The 18,942-nt window shown below is 70.6% G+C and carries 14 protein-coding genes; 6 read left to right on the top strand and 8 right to left on the bottom strand.

The features are described 5' to 3' along the window. Positions 1 to 62 precede the first annotated feature (62 nt). From GGR71_RS03565 to GGR71_RS03555, 3 genes are all read right to left on the bottom strand, one after another. A complete protein-coding gene (locus GGR71_RS03565) occupies positions 63 to 6,065 on the bottom strand; it encodes an MBG domain-containing protein (RefSeq protein WP_160957258.1) in 6,003 nt (2,000 codons plus the stop codon). Positions 6,066 to 6,078: 13 nt separating this feature from the next. Continuing rightward, on the bottom strand, positions 6,079 to 7,776 hold the full coding sequence (locus GGR71_RS03560; protein ID WP_160957259.1) for a ShlB/FhaC/HecB family hemolysin secretion/activation protein: 1,698 nt from the start codon (positions 7,774 to 7,776) through the stop codon (positions 6,079 to 6,081). Positions 7,777 to 8,023: 247 nt separating this feature from the next. Further along, positions 8,024 to 8,566 carry an O-acetyl-ADP-ribose deacetylase gene (locus GGR71_RS03555; RefSeq protein WP_160957260.1) on the bottom strand — a complete coding sequence of 181 codons (543 nt, stop codon included), beginning with the start codon at positions 8,564 to 8,566 and terminating at the stop codon, positions 8,024 to 8,026. Positions 8,567 to 8,691: 125 nt separating this feature from the next. Between GGR71_RS03555 and GGR71_RS03550 the strand changes: the two genes are divergently transcribed. Continuing rightward, a complete protein-coding gene (locus tag GGR71_RS03550) occupies positions 8,692 to 9,195 on the top strand; it encodes a hypothetical protein (protein ID WP_160957261.1) in 504 nt (167 codons plus the stop codon). Between the two features lie 22 nt (positions 9,196 to 9,217). On the opposite strand, the gene GGR71_RS03545 is transcribed toward GGR71_RS03550, so the two are convergent. Beyond that, positions 9,218 to 9,733, bottom strand: coding sequence for a methyltransferase family protein (locus GGR71_RS03545; RefSeq protein WP_160957262.1), 516 nt, complete (start codon positions 9,731 to 9,733; stop codon positions 9,218 to 9,220). 273 nt (positions 9,734 to 10,006) lie between these two features. On the opposite strand from GGR71_RS03545, the gene GGR71_RS03540 reads away from it, so the two are divergent. Both GGR71_RS03540 and GGR71_RS03535 read left to right on the top strand, forming a co-directional pair. Next, positions 10,007 to 11,131, top strand: coding sequence for a nucleoside hydrolase (locus tag GGR71_RS03540; protein WP_160957263.1), 1,125 nt, complete (start codon positions 10,007 to 10,009; stop codon positions 11,129 to 11,131). A gap of 110 nt (positions 11,132 to 11,241) precedes the next feature. Continuing rightward, on the top strand, positions 11,242 to 11,628 hold the full coding sequence (locus GGR71_RS03535) for a tetratricopeptide repeat protein (RefSeq protein WP_160957264.1): 387 nt from the start codon (positions 11,242 to 11,244) through the stop codon (positions 11,626 to 11,628). Positions 11,629 to 11,681: 53 nt separating this feature from the next. On the opposite strand, the gene cysK is transcribed toward GGR71_RS03535, so the two are convergent. Further along, on the bottom strand, positions 11,682 to 12,641 hold the full coding sequence (cysK, locus tag GGR71_RS03530; protein ID WP_048490361.1) for a cysteine synthase A: 960 nt from the start codon (positions 12,639 to 12,641) through the stop codon (positions 11,682 to 11,684). 25 nt (positions 12,642 to 12,666) lie between these two features. Then, complete coding sequence (cobA, locus tag GGR71_RS03525) at positions 12,667 to 13,851, bottom strand: uroporphyrinogen-III C-methyltransferase (RefSeq protein ID WP_160957265.1); 1,185 nt, start codon at positions 13,849 to 13,851, stop codon at positions 12,667 to 12,669. A gap of 168 nt (positions 13,852 to 14,019) precedes the next feature. Here cobA and GGR71_RS03520 point away from each other — a divergent pair, with 168 nt between their 5' ends. Both GGR71_RS03520 and GGR71_RS03515 read left to right on the top strand, forming a co-directional pair. Further along, entirely contained in the window at positions 14,020 to 15,003 is a 984-nt protein-coding gene (locus GGR71_RS03520) for a LysR family transcriptional regulator (RefSeq protein ID WP_048490360.1), read from the top strand. A 329-nt stretch (positions 15,004 to 15,332) separates the two neighbouring features. Next, positions 15,333 to 15,920 (top strand): phospholipid scramblase-related protein, encoded by a 588-nt coding sequence (locus GGR71_RS03515; RefSeq protein WP_048490359.1) that lies wholly within the window; start codon positions 15,333 to 15,335, stop codon positions 15,918 to 15,920. 411 nt (positions 15,921 to 16,331) lie between these two features. On the opposite strand, the gene GGR71_RS03510 is transcribed toward GGR71_RS03515, so the two are convergent. Both GGR71_RS03510 and arsC read right to left on the bottom strand, forming a co-directional pair. Then, positions 16,332 to 17,531 carry a GAF domain-containing sensor histidine kinase gene (locus GGR71_RS03510; RefSeq protein WP_160957266.1) on the bottom strand — a complete coding sequence of 400 codons (1,200 nt, stop codon included), beginning with the start codon at positions 17,529 to 17,531 and terminating at the stop codon, positions 16,332 to 16,334. Positions 17,532 to 17,666: 135 nt separating this feature from the next. Next, positions 17,667 to 18,092, bottom strand: coding sequence for an arsenate reductase (glutaredoxin) (arsC, locus tag GGR71_RS03505; protein ID WP_160957267.1), 426 nt, complete (start codon positions 18,090 to 18,092; stop codon positions 17,667 to 17,669). Between the two features lie 409 nt (positions 18,093 to 18,501). Here arsC and GGR71_RS03500 point away from each other — a divergent pair, with 409 nt between their 5' ends. Further along, positions 18,502 to 18,906, top strand: coding sequence for a DUF2946 family protein (locus GGR71_RS03500; protein ID WP_160957268.1), 405 nt, complete (start codon positions 18,502 to 18,504; stop codon positions 18,904 to 18,906). Positions 18,907 to 18,942: the final 36 nt, after the last annotated feature.

Genomic DNA, 18,942 nt, shown 5'->3' with positions numbered 1-18,942 from the left:
CTGCGGTGAAAGCACCGCTCTGACCTGACGACACCGCCGCGGTGTCGTCAGGGCATACCCGATCACTGGCGGATGATGCAGCTGTCCGCGGAGGCGTTGGACGCACCCGGGCTGCAGGCGACCGCCGGGACGCGGATGCCGCCATCGACGATCCGGATCGCGTCGGTGGCGGCCGTCGCGGTGCCGCTGCCACTGCCCTGTGCCGCAGCGGCCAGCTCCTTGGCGGCTTCGTCGGCCTTTTGCCGACTCGCCGGTGCCGGATTGCCGGCATCGCTGGTCACCGTGGCGGCCGCGACCGAGCTGTTGATCGCCTGCACGGTCGTGGTGGGCAGTTGGACAGCGGTACCACCGCCATCACCGGCGACCACGCTCAACAGGCCATCGACGTAGGTGATGGCGTAGTTGGACAGCCCTGCACCGGTCGCGCCGGAGGCGGTGATGGCGTAGTTGCCGATCGCGGCGCCGCTGCCGGCACCGGCGCTGCCCAGGGCGACGCCAGCGACGGTGTCGCCATTGAGCAGGCCGGAGACACGGTAGCCGGTCAGCGTGGCGGTGCTGCCGACGGTCTTGCTGGCGTCGCTGGCGACGATGCGCAGCGTGGCCGGATCGACGCGCAGGCTGCCATCGACGTAACTGACGACGTAGTTGGACAGTCCTGCGCCGGTGGCACCGGAGGCGGTGATCGCGTAGTTGCCGACTCCCGCGCCGGCCCCAGCACCGGCGCTGCTCAGGGCGACGCCGGAGACGGTGTCGCCGTTGCGCAAGCCGGAGACGCTGTAGCCGCTGAGGTTGGCGGTACTGCCATAGGTCTTGTTGGCGTCGGTGGCGACGATGCGCAGCGTGGCCGGATCGACGCGCAGACTGCCATCGACGTAGCTGACGACGTAGTTGGACAGCCCTGTACCGGTGGCGCCGGAGGCGGTGATCGCGTAGTTGCCGACTCCCGCGCCGGCCCCGGCCCCGGCGCTGCCCAGGGCGACGCCGGCGACGGTATCGCCGTTGAGCAGACCGGAGACGCTGTAGCCGCTGAGGCCGACCGTGCCGCCGTAGATCTTGTTGGCGTCGGTGGCGACGATGCGCAGGGTGGCCGGATCGACACGGAGGCTGCCATCGACGTAGGTGATGACGTAGTTGGACAGCCCGGCGCCGCTGGCGCCGGACGCGGTGATGGCGTAGTTGCCCACCGCCGCGCCGCTGCCGGCTCCCGCGCTGCCCAGCGCGACGCCGGACACCGTGTCGTTGCCGACCAGGCCGGAGACGCTGTAGCCGCTGAGGCTGACCGTGCCGCCGTAGGTCTTGGAACCCGAGGACGCCGTCACCGTCAGTGCCGCCGGGGTGATGGCGATGCCGCCGGAGACCACGTAGCCGATGTCGTAGCCGCGCTGCGAGGACGCCAGGCCGCCGAGCTGCAGCGTGCCGTTGCCCGTGGTGTAGCTGCCGACCCCGTTGCCGGTGGTCGTGTACTGCAGCGACGATCCGAACAGCAGGCCAGGGTCGAAGACCCCGCCAACCGTGTAGGACGCGATCGTCCCGCTGACGCCGTTGCCGTCGTAGACCTTGTCGAGGCCGGAGAGGCTGGTGCTGATCGTCAGCGGGGTCAGGAAGCTGCGCAGCAGCGGCGTGCCCATGTGTTCGTACAGGCGCCAGGTCAGGCCGGTGCCGCCGCGGTCGTCGATCGCCCAGCCGGCATCGGTGAAGGTGGACAGCGTGTTCAACGCGCTCCACGACCTGCCGCCGCTGATCGCGTCGATGCTGCCGCCGCTGTTGCCGACCGTGTTCAGGCCCACGTTCCTCGGATTGCCGCCGATGTCGGTGGCGAAGAAGCTGGCGATGATGCTGCCGTTGGAATTGGAGCCGACCAGGCCGCCCACCGCGCTGCTGCCGGAGACCTGGCCTGTGGCGTAGGAATTGCGCACGGTGTTGTTGTAGTTGACGCCGACCAGGCCGCCCACATAGGCATTGCCCGTGGCATTGCCGGTGGCGTAGGTGTTGGCGATGGTGCCGTTGTCGTTGTAGCCGGCCAGCCCGGCGACATACATGTTGCCGGAGACGTTGCCGGTGGCGTAGGCGTTGCCGATGCTGCCGCCGTCGTTGTAGCCCATCAGCCCGCCGAGGTAGTCGGTTCCGGACACGGCGCCGGTGGCGTAGGACGCGCCCACGCTGCCGGTGTCGCCATAGCCGACCAGTCCGCCGACGAAGCTGCCGCCGGACACGGTGCCCGTGGCATGGGCCGACGCGAGGCTGCCGTGGTCCAGGGTGCCGACCAGCCCGCCGATCTCGGACGAGGTGCCGTTCACCGCGCCGGTCGCATAGACCGTGTTGATCGTGGTGCCGGCACTGCGTCCGACCAGTCCGCCGACGCTTCGGGTTCCCGACACGTTGCCGGTGGCATACGCGTTCTGGATGGTGCCGGCGCCGGCCATGCCGACCAGGCCGCCGGCACTGGAAGTGGTCGCGGTAACGGTGCCGGTGGCGTGCACGTTCTGCAGGGTGCTCTGGATGGCATTGCCGATCAGCCCGCCGACATTGTTGCCGGTGGTGGTACTGGTGCTGCTGACGTTGCCGCTGGCGAAGGCATCGGTATAGCTGCCCTGATAGTCGTTGCCGACCAGGCCGCCGACGCTGCTGCCGCCGGACACCGTGCTCGACGAGGACGAGGCGCTGATCGTGCCGCTGGCGTTGCTGCCGATCAGGCCGCCGACATAGTTGCCGCTGTAGGGGCCGCCGCTGCCGACCACGCTGCCGCTGGTCTGCACGCCGGCGATCGTCCCGGCATTGTTGTAGCCGGCGAGTCCGCCGACGAAGTTGCCGGTGCCGCTCATGGTGCCGTTGACGCGGATGCCGCTGAGCGTGCCGGCGTTGAAGCCGGCGACGCCGCCCACGTAGGCGGTGCCGGTGACGCTGGCGCCGGTCAGTGCCAGGTTGCCGATCCGGCTGGCGAGGCCGGTATTGCCGAACAGGCCGACGTAGGATGCGCCGCCGCGGGCGATGGTCAGCCCGGAGATCGTGTGGTTGCCGCCGTTGAGGCTGCCGGTGAAGGCGCTGCCGCTGTCGCCGACCGGGCTGAAGCCAGCGCTGCTCCACATCCCGCTGGCCGCGCTGCCGGCGGTCTGGCTGGCGTCGATGTCGGCGGACAGGCTGTAGTTGGCCGCCAGGTTGTACGCCATCAGCTGCAACTGGTGCGCGTTGCCGATGGTGGTGCTGTACTCGCTGGCCAGGAACGGGCGCGTCTGCCCCTCGATCATGATCCAGGCCGGCGTGCCGACGCCATCGCTGGCGACGTAGACGTTGCTGGTCCCGGCGAGCAGAGACCAGCTGCCGAGATTGCCGTAGCTGCTGTGGTTGTAGCGGTTGCCGCTGCCGAAGCTGGTCACACTGGTGACGCTGCCACTGCCCGCGTTGCCGATGGCATTGGCCTGGCCGGTGCTGCCGACGTCCCAGGACCCATTGCTGACACTGCCTTGATTGGCGCCGATCAGCCCGCCGACATTATTGGTGCCGTTGACCGAGCCGGTGGCGTAGCTGTTGCTGACGCTGCTGCTGCTGCTGACGCTCTGCCCACCCGGGTTGTTGACGCCCACCAGCCCGCCCACCGAGGTCGGCGCGGTGACGCTGCCGGTGGCGTAGGTGTTGGCGATGGCGCTCTGGTAGTTCATGCCGACCAGCCCGCCGACACCGGAGCTGGTGCCGGTCACGTTGCCGCTGGCATAGCTGTTCTTGATGGTGCCGGCGTTCTGGCTCGTTCCGACCAGGCCGCCGACAGAATCGGTGCCGCTCACGGTGCTGGTGGAATACGTGTTGGTGAGCGTGCCGCCATCGTTGTAGCCGACCAGACCGCCCGTATTGCTGTTGCTGCCGATCACGCTGCCGGTGCTGTGGGCGTTGCGGATCGTCCCGCCGACGTTGTTGCCCGCCAGGCCGCCGACCGCGCTTTGCCCGTTGACGCTGCCGTTGAACACGCCGTTGTCGATCGAGCCCAGGTTGTAGCCGGCCAATCCGCCAACGCCGCCCGAGGTGCCGGTCACGGTGCCGTCGACGGTGACGTTCTTGATCGCGCCCTGGCCGTAGCCGACCACGCCGCCGACGTAGTAGCCGCCGGAGATGGAGACATTGCCCAGGTGCAGATCGCGGATGACGCTGCTGCTGCTGGTGGTGCCGAACAGGCCGACGTAGCCGCTGGCGCCGGAAATGGTCAGGTTGTTGATGCTGTGGCCCAGGCCGGCCAGCTTGCTCTGGAAGGACGACACCAGGGCGCTGCTGCGGGTGACGCCACCCAGGTCGATGTCCTGGGCCAGCGCATAGGCGCCGGGGGTGTTGAAATAGATAGCCGCATCGGCCAGCGAGTGGATCAGCCTGTACGCCTGGCCGTTGATGGCCAGGCTGGCCTGCGCGCCACCGAGCGAGACCGGGGCGTTGACGTAGTAGTCGCCCGTGCCGCCGACGGTGCCGTTGTCGGTGTAGCCGCCATAGTTCAGCACCAGGCCGGCGCTGGCGCCGGTCGCGGTGAGGGGAGCGTTGAGATAGATGCTGTGGTAGGCATCCAGGGTCAGCGTGGAGTTGCCGCTCCAGGTGATCGCCGAGTTCACGTTGATGTCGCCGCGGCCGCCGCTGGTGACGGTGCCCGGGCCGCTGGCGGTGGTGAGGGTGGCGAGCAGGGTGACGTTGGTGCCGCCGTTCAACGCGCCGCTGATGGTGCTGGCGGCGGCGCTGTCCACGGTCAGGTCTTCCGGGTCGACCAGCCAGGTGCCGGCGCTGCCCGGGCCGGCGCCCTTGGCGCCGACGGCGATGCCGGAGAAGTCCACCGTGTGCCCGCTGGTCTCGAGCAGGCCGCCGTTGCCGCTGCCGGCGGCGTTGGCGCGCAGCGCGCCATGCACGGCGGTGTGGCCATCGGACCAGACCACGATCGAGCCGCCGTTGCCGTGGCCGATGGCGCTGGCATCGAGTACCGCGCCGCTGGCGACGGTGGCCGCACTGGCGTGTTGCAGCTGTTCGCCGCCCTGGTAGCCGCCGCCGATGCGAATGCTGCCGCCGGCCGCGGTGCCGCTGGCATCGATGCGGCCATCGACGTTCACCGCGGCGTCGGACAGCAGTTGCACGCTGCCGCCACGGGTGCCGGAGACATCGATGCGGCCGCTGCTGGCCACGTCGCCGCCGCTGCCGACCAGGCGCACGCTGCCGCCGGAGGTGTCGATGCCGGTGGCTTCGAGCGTGCCGGTGTTGTTGACCAGCAACTGCGACAGCCCGGTGCTGCCGGCCTGCAGCAGGATCTGCCCGCCGTTGGCGCGCAGGCTGCCGCTGTTCTCCACCGCTGCCGCGACGCCGTCGACCGATTGGCTGGCGGCCGCGACCACTTGCATGCCGATCGCGCCGGCCGCATCCATGGTCACCTTGACCTGGTCGGCGGACAGCAGGCGGATCGCGCCGCCATCGGCGTTGATGGTGCCGCGGTTGGCGACATGGGTGCCGACCAGGTTGACCGAGCCGCCGTTGCCGGCGCTGATGCTGCCTTGGTTGATCACGCTGGCGGCGCCATGCTCGCCGCGCGCGAGCAGGTAGCCGTGGTCGTCGTCGCCGGCCAGGCCCAGCGAGCTGGCGACCAGGCCGCCGACGTTCACCTGCGCGTGGTTGCCGAACAGGATGCCGGCCGAGTTGATCAGGAACACGTTGCCATTGGCGCGCAGGCTGCCGTCGATGACGCTGGCGCCGCGGCTGGCATCGATCAGGTTGAGCGCCACCGCCGAACTGGACGGCTGCACGAACACCACGCTGGCGTCCTTGGCGACGTTGAAGCTGTTCCAGTTCAGCACGGCCTTGGCGGCGTTCTGGTCGATCTGCAGCGTGCCGCCGTTCTGCGACACGGTGGCGCCGGTGGCGCTGGACAGCGACGGCACGCCGCTGGCGTAGGCCGGCGCGGCCAGCGCACAGGCCAGGGCGAAGGGCAGCAGCGGCGCGGCCAGGCGCGCAGCGCCGGTGCCGGTTGCGCCGGCGTGGCCGTTGGCGACTTCGGAGGCGACCTGGAGCACGCCGAGATGGCGATTGAAGACGAGGCGGTAGATGCGGTTCATGGTGGTCCCCAGGTCAGAAGGTCAGGCCGAAGCGGGCCCAGTAGCGCACATCCTTGCCGTCGCCCGGCTCGGTGGCGCCGGTGGGCTTGGCCGCGGCCAGATCGAACGAGAGCCCGTGCCAGTCGGGCAGCCGGAAGCTGAGGCCGACGCCGGCGCCCTCGAAGGTGGTGACGCTGTCGTACACGGCGCGGTTGGCGCCGTTCGGGTAGACCCGTCCGTAGTCGTAGAACACGCTGGCGGTCAGCAACTGGCCCCAGGCACGGCCGCCGAACGGCGAGGCGGCGCTCGCGAAGCCCGGTGCGTCGACCTGGTACTCCAGGCCGGAGTCGAAGCCGCGGTCGCCCAGCGCGGCGCCGAGCGGGAAGGCGCGCACGCTGGTCGGTCCGCCGAGCGAGAACTGTTCCAGCGGGGTCAGCGTGTCGTCGCTGTACTGGCCGTTGACGCGCAACTGCAGGCGCTGCGTGGCGGTCAGCCCCTGCAGCCGGGTATAGCTCAGGCGCGCGACCGTGAAGTGCCGGTCGTGGCGGGCGTACAGGTAATCGGTCTGCGGCGAGTCGTCGTTGAGCGCGCCGCGCACGCTGAGCTGCAGCAGGTCGATGGCGTGACGCTGGCGATCGTCGTGGCGCACGCTGGTGCCGAGCTCGGCCACGTCGAACTTCTGCTTGGACAGCAGCACGCCCAGACCCTGCAGGCGCGAGCTTTCCTTGACCAGGTGCAGCCAGCTCTGCACGCGCCAGGCATCGGAATTGACGAACTTCCAGTCCAGGCCCAGCGCCGTCTGTTGGGTCGGACCCTGGATGTCCAGCGCGGCGAACGCGCCGTTGTCGAGGTTGACCACGCTGCGCGTATACGACGCGCTGGCGCTGAGGCCGTCGACGCCGGCGATCGGCACCTGATAGGCGAGGCTGCCCTGCCAGGTGTTGGCCGGATCCAGCGCGTAGGCGTAGCTGGCGGACAGGTGGTCGCCCAGGCCCAGCGGGTTGTTCCAGTCCACGCCGAGCTGGGCGCGGTAGCGGCCGATGCTCGGGGTGCCGTAGTTGCTGGCGCCGACGCTGACCTGCAGCGGACGCTCCTCGCTGGCCTGGATCACCACGTCGGTCTCGCCGGGGTTGGCGCCGGGCTTGAGCACGGACGTGGCGGAGACGCCCGGCAGGTCGCGGGTGTACAGCAGTGCCGATTGCAGATCCTGCTGACGCAGGATCTGGCCCTGCAGGGCGAGGGCAGGGCTGGCGATCAAGCGGTCGTCGTAGCGGCGCGTGCCCTCGACGGTGATCTTGCCGACGCGGCCTTCGACCACGCGGATCTCGACCACCTGGTCCGGTCCCAGGGTCTGCACCGGCAGATAGGCACGGGCGACCAGGAAGCCGGCCTGGCGATAGGCCTGGGTCAGCGTGTCGGCGATCTGCTGCAGTTGCGCGAAGCTGAGCTGGGCCGGCACCGTGCCGCCGCCGAGTGCGCGCAGGCGGGCATCGGCCAGCGCCTGCAGGCGCGCCGGGTCGATCTGTTCGCGGGGATGTTCACCGACGCCGGTGACGCGGATCGCCTGTACCGCGATCGGCGCCGCTGCGTCGGCGGACGCGCTGGCGGCCGGGGCGGCCTCCTGGGCAAGTGCCGGCACGCAGGTCAGGGTCAAGGCCAGGCCGGCGGCCCACGGAAGCACAAACAGCGCATTCGCCAGCGTGTTCGGACGCGGATGGCAAGAGATCGTCATGATGTTAAGGCGGCGTTAGGATTGAGGCTCGCGCAATGTAGCCTTCCTGCCGCGGGTCAATCTGAGCAAATCTGAGCGCGCGGTCACTCTTTGCGGCTTTCCCCCACAGGGTGTCGGGGGAATCCCCACGGCGCGCGCGACCGCCATTTCGTCGAATCGACCGATGCCTGCGATCAGGTGAGCGCAGGCCTGGCCTGGTCAGGTGTTCGGCACCTGGTGGTCCGTCCCCGTCCCGGCAGTTCCCCGCTCAGGCCGCGGTGGCGCACTGCACATCGCGCAGCGCCTGCCGATACGCCTTGCTGGTGGCGTCGTTGTAGGCGACCAGGATGATGTGCTTCGGAACGGCATGCGCGCGCTGCCAGGCATCGGTCTCGGCGACCGCGATGCGTGCCGCCTGGTGCAGCGGGTACCCGTACACACCGCAGCTGATTGCCGGGAACGCCACCGACTGCAGGCCCATCTGTTCGGCCATGCGCAAGGTGCGCCAGTAGCAGTTGGCCAGCAGCGCCGGTTCGTCGTGGTTGCCGTCGCGCCATACCGGACCGACGGTGTGCAGCACATGCCGCGCCTTGAGCCGATGCCCCGCTGTGGCGCGGACCTCGCCCACCGGACAGCGCACGCCCGGCTTGAGTTCCGGCAGGTGCCGGCATTCTTCCAGCAGGTCCGGGCCGGCGGCACGGTGGATGGCGCCGTCCACGCCGCCGCCGCCGAGCAAGGACTCGTTGGCGGCGTTGACGATCGCGTCCACGTCGAGTTGGGTGATGTCGCCTTGCCAGATTTCGATCTTCATGACCCGATCTTTAGGGGAGCCGAATGATGGATGCGTGAGGGTGGGGCGACCGCCGTCGCGCGTTGCCACGGCCGCTTAACCGGCCAGCGGCAAGACTGTCGCGTCCTCATCTCAGCACCTGCGACATGAACCCGAACCCGCCACCGCCGCAGGTCGCCGATGCCCTCGCGCAGGGCCAGATCATCAAGGCGATCAAGCTGCTGCGGACGCACAGCGGCATGGACCTGCGCAGCGCCAAGGAGCAGGTCGACGCCTGGCTGCTGGCCGGCGCGGCGCGCTCGGTGACGGAGCTGCTGGACCGCCATGCCTCCGGCCCGACATCGGGGACGGGGCCGGACACCGCAGCCGCGGCGCATGCGCCGACGGTGACCGAGGAACGGCGCCTGCCCCCGGCGGCGGAACTGGCGCTGCGCCGTGGCGAACGGCGCAAGGCCGCCAAGCTGGTGTTCGAGCACTATCCGGACATGTCGCTGCGCGAGGCACTGGACATGGTGCAGCGGCATCTGCGCTCGGCGCCGACGCTGGGCGCCGCCGCGACCGTGGCCGCTGGCGACCGCGGCGGGGCGTGGCGTTGGGTCCTGCCGGCGCTGTTGCTGGCCGCCGCGGCGGCCTGGTGGCTGGTGCGCTGAGGCGCGCCGACGTGGCCGGCGGCTACAGCCAGCGCGCGACCTGCGCGCAGTAGCGGTCGTAGGCGCTGCCGAATCGCTCGCGCAGGCGCGCTTCCTCGTAGGGGATCACCACCCACTGCAGGGCCAGCAGCGGCAAGGGCAACAGCAGCGCCGACCACGGCCAGCCGATCTGTACGCTCAGGCCGAGGTAGCTCAGGGTCAGGCTGACGTACATCGGGTTGCGGGTATGCCGGTACGGCCCATGGCGGACCAACTGCGAGGGCGTGCGCTCGGGCAGCAGGGTGGTGCGGTCGCGCGCGAACAGCACGAAGCACCAGCACGCCAGCAGCAGGCCGGCGAGCGCGATCACGCCGCCGCCCAGTTGCAGCCAGGCCAGTGTGACGCCCTGCGGCAGCGGCAGGGGCAGCGCGTGCTGCAGGCTGGCGCCGAGCAGCAGCGCCAGCAGGAAATGCGCCGGCGAGGTCGTGCGCACCAGCAACGGCACGCGCGCCTGCGCGCGCGCGGGCGATGGATCGGTGCGGTCGGTTCGTTCGTGCATGGAGTCCTTCCCTGGTTCGGTTGCGGCCGCCCAAGTTTACGCGGATGCCCGCGGCGTTCACGCGCGAGCGCGTCACGGATGCCGCGAGCGCGGCCCGACAGCGCCCGGCGGCGTATCGCGTGCGTGGCCGTGCACCTAAACCGATTACCCTAGCGCCCACGCGGCACGTCGCACGCGCTTGCGGTTCGACGTGCCGGATCCGTCCACCTCGACCGCTGTCCTTGCGCGCCGATCGTGTTCCGTTTCCCGTTCCGCCATCCACTTTCACGCCTCATGCCGATCGCTTCCACCAGCACCGCCCACACGCCCGCGTCCTCGTCCGCCACCGCCCCGCGCCGCCGGGTCATCCTTGAGGACGACATCGACGGCTTCACCCCGGCGCAGCTGTTGCTGCTGCAATCGCCCGAGGTCGAGGTGCTCGGCATCTCGGTGGTCAGCGGCAACATCTGGCGCGACGAAGCGCTGGCACACACGCGGCGCTTGCTCGAGATCGCCGGGCGCGGCGAGGTGCCGGTGCTGCCCGGCCCGGTGTTCCCGCTGCTCAACAGCGAAGTGGCGACCGAGCGCTGGGAAGCGCTGTACGGCAAGTTGCTGTGGAAGGGCGCCTGGACCCGTCACTGGATCGAGCACGACACGGTACAGAGCGCGCCGCGCTACCACGCGCACGACGTGGTCCCGGACCTGCCGCTGGGCAATCCCACGGTGGTGCAGGCGGCCAGCGAGCCGGCCGCCTTGTTCATGATCCGCAAGGTGCGCGAGTTCCCCGGCGAGGTCAGCATCGTCGCCACCGGGCCGTTGACCAACCTGGCGTTGGCACAGCGGCTGGATCCGGAATTCGCCTCGCTGGCCAAGGAACTGGTCTACATGGGCGGCAGCCTCAATCCGCGGCAGCGCCGCGACAGTGTCTCGGCGGCGCAGTTCGCGCGCGAGTTCGTCAATTCGCCGCGGCGCGAATTCAACATCCGCTGGGATCCGGAAGCGGCCAGCATCGTGATGCGTTCGCCGTGGCGGCGCATGGTGATGGTGCCGGTGGATCCGTCCACCGCCACCGAACTGACCCCGCAGCTGCTGGCGCGGATGAGCGCGGCCGACACGCCGATCGGCCATGCGCTGCGCCGGCGCGAGCCGGGCTTCCCGATGTGGGACGAACTGGCCACCGCGTTGTGGTTGCGCCCGGAGCTGGCCAGCGTCAGCGAGACCCTGTACGTGGACACCAACACCGAGTTCGGCGCCGGCTATGGCGACATCCTGTCGTGGGCGCCGGGCTACCAGCCGGGCCTGGGCGAGCAGGCGCAGCAGGTGGTGCGCGAGGTCGACGTGGAAGCGATCGAGCAGCTGCTGGTGGAGCGCCTGACCGCACCGCAGCCCCCGGTGCTGGGCGCGCCGCTGCCGGGCTGAGGCGTGGCGCACGCGGATGTGCAGTCCGGTGCAAGGTGCGGCGTCGTGGTGCGCGGTCGCATTGTCTCCTTGCGGCCTGCGCGCGGTGCGCAGGCATGCGGCGTGCCGGCATGAGCGCGTCCGCGTTCGATGAGCGTCTTGCGCAAGCGAAGGCCTTGGCCCTGTCGGCGTTCCAGGAGCCGCAGCATGCGGATGCACGGTTGGCCGAGGCCGAGGCGCTGTTGCGCGCCGCGGCCAGGGCCGCGCCTGCCGATCCCGGCGTGCTCACCTGCCTGGGCGCGGTGCTGTGCGATCGCGGGCACTACCGGCAAGCCCTGACGGTACTGCGACGCGCGGTACGCCTGCAGTCCGACGATCGCACTACCTACTTCAACCTCGGCGTGGCCTTGCTCAACGTAGGCCAGGAGGCCGAGGCCATGGCCGCGTTCCAACAGGCGGCCGGCTTGCGCGCGGCGCCGGCGTCATGGACGGCGTACTTCGATCCGCACGCGCACTAGCGCGACCGCGCCGATGTGGCGCGGCCAGCGCGCGCAGGCGTGCCGTTGCGCGCTTACGGCAGGCCCGCCAGCCAGTCGTCGTCGCTGCCTTCGTTGATGTCGGCGAACAGCGGCGTGGAGAAATAGCGCTCGCCGGTATCGGGCAGCATCGCCAGGATCACCGCGCCGGGCGCCGCGGTCTCGGCCACGCGCAGCGCGGTGGCCACGGTGCCGCCGCCGGAGATGCCGGTGAAGATGCCTTCCTCGGCGGCGAGGCGCCGCGACACCGTGATGGCGTCGGCGTCGTCCACGCTCAGCACCTCGTCGTAGACCTCGCGGTTGAGCACCTCGGGCACGAAGTCCGGGGTCCAGCCCTGGATCTTGTGCGGCTTCCACTCCTGGCCCTGCAGCAGGGCCGCGCCGGCCGGTTCGGTGGCAGTGATGCGCACCTCCGGGCGGGCAAGCCGCAGCACTTCGCCGACGCCGGTGAGGGTGCCGCCGGTGCCCCAGCCGCTGACGAAGTGGTCCAGCCGGCGGCCGGCGAAATCGCGCAGGATCTCCGCGGCGGTGGTGCTGCGGTGATAGGCCGGGTTGGCCGGGTTGGCGAACTGCCGGGCCAGGAACCAGCCGTGCTGCCTGGCCAGTTCTTCTGCCTTACGCACCATGCCGCTGCCGCGCTCGGCAGCCGGGGTCAGGATGACCTTGGCGCCATAGGCGCGCATCAGCTTGCGGCGCTCGATCGAGAAGGTCTCCACCATCGTTGCCACGAACTTGTAGCCGCGCGCGGCGGCGACCATCGCCAGGGCCACGCCGGTGTTGCCGGAGGTGGCTTCGACGATGGTGTCGCCGGGCTTGAGCAGGCCGCGCGCTTCGGCGTCAAGCACGATCGCCAGGGCCAGGCGGTCCTTGACTGAGCCGCCGGGATTGAAGGCCTCGACCTTGACGTACAGGTCCACGTGCGCCGGCGCCAGCCGCTGCAGCTTGACGATCGGGGTGTGGCCGATGGTGTCGAGGATGTTGTCGTAGATGGCCATGCGTGGGGTCTCCGGAAAGTGCGGGTCAGGCGGCGTGGGCCAGGGTAGGCGCCGCCTGCTTCGGGGAAGGTGAGGGCGGCGCGTGCAGCGGCGCGGTGCCGAACCAGTGCAGGATGTCGGCCAGCGCGGCCACCTCGCCGAGGATCAGCAGCGCCGGCGCGCGCACCGCATGCGCGCGGGCGGTGTCGGGCAGGTCGGCAAGGGTGCCGCGCACCACCCGCTGCTCGGCGCGCGAGCCGTTCTCCACCAGCGCGAACGGTGTGCTGGCGGTGCGGCCGGCGGCGAGCAGGCGCGCGCGTACCGTGTCCAGGCCGGCCACGCCCATGTACACCGCCAGGGTCTGCCGTTCCTGCGCCAGCGCGGCCCAGTCCAGCGTGTCCAGCGAGGCCTTGCAGTGCGCGGTCACCAGGCGCAGCGATTGCGCGTGATCGCGATGGGTCAGCGGGATGCCGGCGTAGGCGGCGCAGGCCAGCGCGGCGGTGATGCCGGGCACCACCGCATAGGCCACGCCGTGGGCGCGCAGATACTCCAGTTCCTCGCCGCCGCGGCCGAACACGAACGGATCGCCGCCCTTCAGTCGCACCACCCGGCGCCCGCGCCGCGCGTGTTCCAGCAGCAGCGCGTGGATCTGTTCCTGTGCCACGCTGTGGCCGTCGGCCGACTTGCCGACGGCGATGCGTTCGGTGCCCGCTGGCACAAGCTGCAGGATCGCGGCGCTGACCAGGCGGTCGTGCAGGACCACGTCGGCCTGGCGCAGGGCGCGCAGCGCATGGCCGGTGAGCAGGCCGGGATCGCCGGGGCCGGCGCCGACCAGGGTCACGCTGCCCGGGCGCAGCGGCAGCGCCTGGCTCGCGGCAGTGTCAGTCGCCTCGGCTGCGGACGCCGGTTCGGCCGGCACGGCTTGTGCCAGCACCCGCCGCGCCGCGGCGGCCTGCAGTGCCTGCCGGTTGTTCGCCGGATCCTCGCTGGCGGCGATCACGAACCACACGTTCTCCAGCCAGGCGCTATCGAAGGCACCGTGCAGCCAGGCCACCCTCCCTTGCACGGCCAGCGCGTGCAAGGCCGGGGTCAGGGCCGGTGCCGCCACCTGCGGCGCGGCGCCGGCGGCGAGCAGCGCCCGTACCTGGCGCTCGGCGGCGACACCGCCACCGATCACCAGCACGGCCCGGTCGCGCAGGTCCGGATACAGGGCAATCGGGGCTGGGCTCACAGGGACGGCTCGCAACGCGGGGCAGGCGGGAGCGACGACCGTAGCGCCGGCTCATAGCCCCAGGAAATGACTTCATGCCCCAGGCAGATAGCTTTCGGTTATAAGGTGAAAGGCCGAATTCCACTACAGTCGAGCGTCCCCGCCAGGCGGCGCCTCGCCCTCGTCCCGATGACGCTGACCCAACTCCGCTACCTCGTCGCCATTGCCGATGCCGATCTGAACATCACCCTGGCGGCGGCGCGCGTGCATGCCACCCAGCCGGGGCTGTCCAAGCAGCTCAAGCAACTGGAGGACGAACTGGGCTTCCTGCTGTTCGTGCGCAAGGGCCGCAGCCTGGAGACGGTGACCCCGGCCGGGCGCGAGGTGATCGAACGCGCGCGCGCGGTGCTGGCCGAGGCCAACAACATCCGCACCTATGCCGCCAACCAGCGCCGCGAGAGCCAGGGCCAGCTGACCCTCACCACCACCCATACCCAGGCGCGCTTCGTGCTGCCGCCGGCGGTGGCGCAGATCAAGCAGGCCTATCCGCAGGTCAGCGTGCACCTGCAGCAGGCCGCCGAGAGTGCGGCGCTGGACCTGCTCAGCCAGGGCGATGCCGACATCGCCATCGTTAGTACCGCCGGCACCGCGCCGGCCGCCGGCATCGCCGTGCCGCTGTACCGCTGGCGGCGGCTGGTACTGGTGCCGCGCGGGCACGCGCTGGACGTGCCGAAGCGGGTGCCGGACATGGCCGCGCTGGCGGCGCAGCCGCTGATCAGCTACGAATCCTCGACCCGCGCCGGCTCCTCGCTGCAGCGCGCCTTCGGCCGGCTCGGGCTGGAGCCGCGGATCGCGCTGACCGCGCTGGACGCGGACCTGATCAAGACCTATGTGCGCACCGGGCTCGGCGTGGGCCTGCTGGCGGAAATGGCGGTGAGCGCCAACGACACCGACCTGCGCGCGTGGCCGGCGCCGCCGGAGATTCCCGAGTGCATCGCCTGGGCGGTGCTGCCGCGCGACCGCGTACTGCGCGACTACGCGCTGGAGCTGGTGCACGTGCTGGCGCCACAGATCGACACGCGGGACCTGCGCCGGGTGATGGAAGGCAACCAGCAGCCGGACTGGCCGGCGCCGCCGAGCTGGGAGGCGTTGACCCAGACCATTACCAGTTGAAGCCGGGAATCGGGATTGGGGAGTCGGGATTGGGGATTGGCAAAAGCGGCGCCGCGTGCTCGATGCGTCGATGGCTTCGGACAGACGTCCGGGCAAAAGAAGTTAAAGGTAACGGCATCGCGGCCTGCGCTGATGCTGGAATGGAGACCACGCGGTGGCGCAGCTGCCTGCCGCGCGCGTTGCCGCGGCCGCAGCCGCCCCCTATCATGCGGCCCCCTCTGCCACCGGGCAGACCGCGACCCTGGACGTGCCGGCGGCTGCCGGCGCTGCGCCGCCACCGTGCGGCCGGTGTCCTGGGCGCGTCGACTTTCCCAACGCAAGGACGCCCGATGCATCCTGTTCTCCAGCACAACCTGTTCTTCGTCAAGGAACAGGTCGGCATGTTCAAGGCCGCCAACAACTACGACGTGTTCGATCCGCACAGCAACCGCAAGCTGCTGGAATGCCGCGAGCCGAACCTGGGCGTGTTCACCAAGATCTTTCGTTTCAGCGACTACAAGCGCATGACCCCGTTCCAGGTGGAAGTGCGCAGCCCGGACGGGCAGAAGGTCCTGACGGTCAAGCGCGGGTTCTCGCTGTTCCTGTCCAAGGTCGAGGTACTGGACGAGCACGACCGGCTGGTTGGTTCCTTCAGCCAGAAATTCTTCTCCATCGGCGGCAAGTTCGATGTGCTCGATGCCCAGGGCGCGCCGGTGTGCACGCTGCGCGGCAAGTGGACCAGCTGGGATTTCCGCTTCGTGCAGGGCGAGCGCGAACTGGCGCAGGTGTCCAAGAAGTGGGCCGGGCTGGGCAAGGAACTGTTCACCAGCGCCGACAACTACATGCTGGCGATCGCCGACAGCGTGCCGGCCGAGGATCCGCGGCGGATCCTGATCATGGCGGCGGTGCTGTGCATCGATATGGTGTTGAAGGAGTGACGGCCGAAGAGCCGGGAATGGGGAGTCGGGATTGGCGGTGAAGCCGTGAATCGGGAGTCGGGATTGGGGATTCGCAAAAGCGGGATTCCCGCGGCGGCTCCACCCTCGCTCCTCCACGCTGAGCGGAGCGGCTGTTGTGGGAGGGACTTCAGTCCCGACTGCATGGTGCCGGAAGACCTCGGTGCTTCGCTTGTTGCTGCCGAGGCCTAGCCCAGTGCGCGATTGCCCGTAGGAGCGGCTTCAGCCGCGATGGGCATTCCCTGAAACGCGTCGCTTCCGCTGGCTCATCGCGCGCTCCGCCGCCGCCGCCGCCGCCGCGGCCATGCAGGCCCGCTCCCTTCTCCCTTCGGGAGAAGGTGCCCCGAAGGGGCGGATGAGGGTACGGGCGCCAGCAGCCGCGCCCAGTGCAGTTCAGGCGTCCGCCGCCGCCGGCAGCAGCACGGTGAAGCGGCTGCCGTGGCCGGGCTGGCTGCGCACTTCGACGGTGCAGCCCAGGGTCTCGGCGGCGCGGCGCACGATCCACAGGCCCAGGCCGAGGCCGTCGCTGCGCGGGTCGGCCTGGCGGAAGGCCTGGAACAGCGTGCGCAGTCCGTCTTCGTCCATGCCGATGCCGCGGTCGATGATATCCACCGCCACCTGGTGTCCGCGGCGGCGGCAGCCGATCAGCACCTTGCCGTGCGCGGTGTACTTGACCGCATTGCCCAGCAGGTTGCCGAGCAAGGTGGACAGCAAGGCCGCGCTGCTGCGCACGTGCAAGGAGGTCGGGACGCTGCGCAACTGCACGCCCTTGGCCGCGGCCTGTGGCTGCCAGGTGGCCAGGATCGGCGCCAGCACGTCAGCCAGGGCCAGGTCCTGCAGCGCCGGCAGGCGCAGCTCACCGGCGGCGGCGTTGGTGGCGAGCTGGTCGAGCCCGCTGGCGACCTGGTTCAAGGCCGCGCGGGCGGTCTCCAGCGAACCATCCTGCGCGGCGTCGCGCTGGCGCTGCAGCTTGCTCAGCGCGTAGGACGCGGTGCGCAGCGGCGCCTTCAGGTCGTGGCCGGCGATGGCCATCAGCCGGCTGCGGTAGTGGTTGGATTCCTGCGCCATGTGCAGTGCCTTGCGCAGCTCCAACTGGCCCATGGCCTGCCGCGCCAGCGCGCGCAGCGCTTCGATCTGTTCGTAGCTGAGCTGGCGCGGGCGTCGGTCCAGCACGCACACGGTGCCCAGGGCCAGGCCGTCGGAGGTCTTCAGCAGCGCGCCGGCGTAGAAGTGCAGGCGCATGTCGCCGGTGACCAGCGGATTGCAGGCGAAGCGCGGGTCTTCGCGGGTGTCCGGCACCAGCAGCAGGTCGTCCTCGAGCAGGGCGTGCGCGCACAGCGAGGTGGCCAGCGGGGTTTCGCGCGTGCCCAGCCCGATCTCGCTCTTGAACCACTGGCGCTCGCTGTCGATCAGGTTGACCACCGCGATCGGCGCCTGGCAGATCAGCCCGGCCAGCCGGGTGATGTCGTCGAATGCCGGCTCGCGCGGCGTGTCCAGGATCGCGTAGCTGTGCAGTGCGTCCAGGCGCAGCGCTTCGTTGCGGGGCTTGGCCGCGCAGTAGACCGGGTCGGCGGCGATTTCGACGGTGGACATGCAGCGCGACTCGGGCAGGAAGGCGCGCAGTTTATGGTACCTGTCACGGTTTTTGCCGACGCGGCGTTCACGCGGCGCTCGCGTGGGCTGCACCCGCGCTTAGCGAACCCGACTTGACGCCGCGGGGCCCTGGGTTCAGCCCACCCAGCGACCCTGCGCGTCGACCAGCGGCGTCCCGTCTTCCTTGGCGAAGGCGCCGCGCTGCGGCGACGGCAGGATCTCCAGCACCGTCTCCGATGGCCTGCACAGGCGCGTGCCCAGCGGGGTGACCACGATCGGCCGGTTGAGCAGGATCGGATACTGCACGATGGCGTCCAGCAGCGCGTCCTCGTCCAGCGCCGGATCGTCCAGTCCCAACTCCGCGTAAGGTGTGCCCTTCTCGCGGATCAGCGCGCGCAGCGGCTGGCCGCTGGCCGCCGCCAGCGCCTGCACGGTGGCGCGGTCCGGCGGCGTCTTCAGGTACTCGATCACCGTCGGTTCGACGCCGCTGTTGCGGATCAGCCCGAGCACGTTGCGCGAGGTGCCGCAGGCAGGGTTGTGATAGATCGTGATCGTCGACATGAGGCGGCTCGCTGGATGGACGGGACAAGGGCGGCCGGAAGGGGCTCCTGTGCGCGGCCGCGGCCGATGGTGCCGCATTCGCGGCGCCATGCAAGGGCCACGCGCGTCGGACACGGCGCGTGCGCGGCGCTCGTCGCGGTCGTGGCCGGGCGGGACAGGCCGGCCGGTCGTCGATCTGCAGCGACAGCGGGTCTGGCCGGGTAACCGCTGGACCACCTTGCCGGGCGCCTGGCCAGCGGCAGGACGGCCGCTGAGGGCATGACGGAGGTGGCGGCCGTTGTTGGCGGCCGCCGCCTGCCGACCGATGACGCGCTCCGTCCTGCATTGCCGCCGCGTGGGGTGTGCGTCACTTCGCCGCACACCGCGTCGCAAGCGGTTCAATGGCCGGCACACCCTCTAGAATGCGCCGATGGTCCGTCTCCGCCAGTTGCCGTCGTGTTGGGCTGCGCTCGCCGCGCTGGCGCTCGGCCTGTTGCTGCTGGCGCCGCCGATCAGCCAGTGGCGGCAGGCGCAGGCCGCAGTGACGGCGCTGCAGGACCAGACGCTGTGCACCAGTGGCGGCCTGCGCCTGGCGGCGCTGGCAGGTGCCATGTCTGCAGCGCATGGCGGCCACCACGACGATGCCGGGCTGGCACATGCGCCAGCCTGCGACTACTGCCTGCTCGCCGCGCGGCTGCTGCCGTGGGTGGCGCTGTTGCTGGCGCTGCTGCCCTGGCGCTGTCCGCCGGCGCCGGTGGCGGTGCTGCGCCGCCGCGTCGTCACGGCCACCGCACGCCGCGCACACCCGGTACGCGGACCGCCGTTGTTCTCCTGATCCACGGGTTGCAGTTCCTGTGCCGCGGCGCCGCTG

The organism is Xanthomonas sp. F1 (assembly GCF_014199855.1).
The sequence above is the reverse complement of the archived record's forward strand: the minus strand, read 5'-3'. Positions and strand labels throughout refer to the sequence as shown.

Excerpts from the sequence above, each read along its gene's own strand:
- GGR71_RS03555 (WP_160957260.1), bottom strand. The coding sequence starts at position 8,566 with ATGAAGATCGAAATCTGGCAAGGCGACATCACCCAACTCGACGTGGAC.
- GGR71_RS03540 (WP_160957263.1), top strand. The coding sequence starts at position 10,007 with ATGCCGATCGCTTCCACCAGCACCGCCCACACGCCCGCGTCCTCGTCC.
- GGR71_RS03545 (WP_160957262.1), bottom strand. The coding sequence starts at position 9,733 with ATGCACGAACGAACCGACCGCACCGATCCATCGCCCGCGCGCGCGCAG.
- GGR71_RS03565 (WP_160957258.1), bottom strand. The coding sequence starts at position 6,065 with ATGAACCGCATCTACCGCCTCGTCTTCAATCGCCATCTCGGCGTGCTC.
- GGR71_RS03500 (WP_160957268.1), top strand. The coding sequence starts at position 18,502 with ATGGTCCGTCTCCGCCAGTTGCCGTCGTGTTGGGCTGCGCTCGCCGCG.
- GGR71_RS03560 (WP_160957259.1), bottom strand. The coding sequence starts at position 7,776 with ATGACGATCTCTTGCCATCCGCGTCCGAACACGCTGGCGAATGCGCTG.
- GGR71_RS03550 (WP_160957261.1), top strand. The coding sequence starts at position 8,692 with ATGAACCCGAACCCGCCACCGCCGCAGGTCGCCGATGCCCTCGCGCAG.
- GGR71_RS03535 (WP_160957264.1), top strand. The coding sequence starts at position 11,242 with ATGAGCGCGTCCGCGTTCGATGAGCGTCTTGCGCAAGCGAAGGCCTTG.
- GGR71_RS03510 (WP_160957266.1), bottom strand. The coding sequence starts at position 17,531 with ATGTCCACCGTCGAAATCGCCGCCGACCCGGTCTACTGCGCGGCCAAG.
- arsC (WP_160957267.1), bottom strand. The coding sequence starts at position 18,092 with ATGTCGACGATCACGATCTATCACAACCCTGCCTGCGGCACCTCGCGC.
- cysK (WP_048490361.1), bottom strand. The coding sequence starts at position 12,641 with ATGGCCATCTACGACAACATCCTCGACACCATCGGCCACACCCCGATC.
- GGR71_RS03515 (WP_048490359.1), top strand. The coding sequence starts at position 15,333 with ATGCATCCTGTTCTCCAGCACAACCTGTTCTTCGTCAAGGAACAGGTC.
- GGR71_RS03520 (WP_048490360.1), top strand. The coding sequence starts at position 14,020 with ATGACGCTGACCCAACTCCGCTACCTCGTCGCCATTGCCGATGCCGAT.